Below are 1,381 nucleotides of genomic sequence, written 5' to 3' on the forward strand. Positions count from 1 at the left end.
TGCCTATCGTGCGATCAGCAGGCGGATTGAGGAACTGATCTCATTTGAGCGATATATTCCTGATCCATCCAGGATCGCAGAACATCATGAGATGCGAATCGCAGCAAAACGGCTTCGGTATACGATGGAGATCTTCTCTGATCTCTACCAGGACGGCCTGAAAAAACCGATTCAGGTTGTTAAAAAGCTCCAGGATCTCCTCGGGGATATGCATGACTGTGATGTCTGGCTGGATGTCCTTCCCGGCTTTATGGAAGAGGAGGAGGCACGTGTTGCGTCGTTCTTCGGACACACCGGATTTATGAGGTTCATAAGGCCCGGCCTGCTGCATCTCGCAGAGGACCGCCGATCACGGCGGAAAGAGTTGTACGGACTTTTCTCCCTTCACTGGAAGGGGATGAAGGAGGATAACCTGATCGAGGATATCAGGCAGAAGGTTGTTGAGCCTCTTGTCAATGGCGGGATGGGGCTCTACCGGATGCCCGGAGGAACCCCGGTCCGGGTTGCATTGATCGGGGATATCCATGCAAATCTGCCAGCGCTCGAAGCGGTTATTGCTGATGCTGAACAGAGGGGTGCAACGCATATCATTCATCTCGGGGATCTAATCGGTTTTGGGCCGTATCCGGAAGAGACGATCCGGATTATCGGGGAGAAGAAGATCACCGGGATTACAGGCAATATCGATACCGGGATCCTTTCACTGACAAAAAAGGATTGCAAAAAGAAGGCTCTCCGGGGTGATGAGAAGATGCAGTCGCTCTGTTGGACAGATACAAAGCTGTCAAAAAAGAGCCGGAGCTATCTTCTCTCACTCCCACGGGAGATCAGAACACGTATCGGCGATATGACCGTTCTTCTCACTCATGGAACTCCGGGTTCCATGACAGGGCGGATCGACCCTCATACGCCTGATACAGAGCTTCTGGAGTATGCAAAGGCAACGGGTGTGGATGCTATCATCTCTGCCCACACGCATATCCCCTTTACCCGGACGGTTTCGGACTGCCTCTTCATCAATTGCGGATCGGTCGGCCGTCCTGCTGACGGAGATCCGAGGGCATGCTACTGCCTCCTCGAAGCAGATCCCTTCTCGGTCTGCCATATCAGGATCCCCTATGACATCGAGCTGGTGGCAGGTGCGATCCAAAAGGCAGGCCTTCCACCGATCTTCTGCACCATGCTCCGGCATGGGATCACGATCGAGGAAGCCGGGCTGATCGGCCCCGGTGGCGATCCCCATGGTGGCGATGGCGGCATATCTGCTCAATGTACCGTTGATCGAACGCAGACATCTTTTGAGCCGAAATGACGGAACCGATGATTGCATCCGAAGAGATTGTCGCATTCATTGATATCGGGACAAACTCGATCCGCCTTT

1 protein-coding gene is annotated in these 1,381 nt (G+C 53.5%); it reads left to right on the top strand.

The features are described 5' to 3' along the window. Nucleotides 1-1,312, top strand: a 1,312-nt coding sequence (locus QCH34_RS12700; protein WP_300334674.1) for a metallophosphoesterase family protein, incomplete at its 5' end; no start/stop codon positions are given. Between the last annotated feature and the right edge of the window lie 69 nt (nucleotides 1,313-1,381).

It is taken from the genome of Methanocalculus sp. (genome assembly GCF_029762515.1).
Taxonomy (GTDB): Archaea; Halobacteriota; Methanomicrobia; order Methanomicrobiales; family Methanocorpusculaceae; genus Methanocalculus.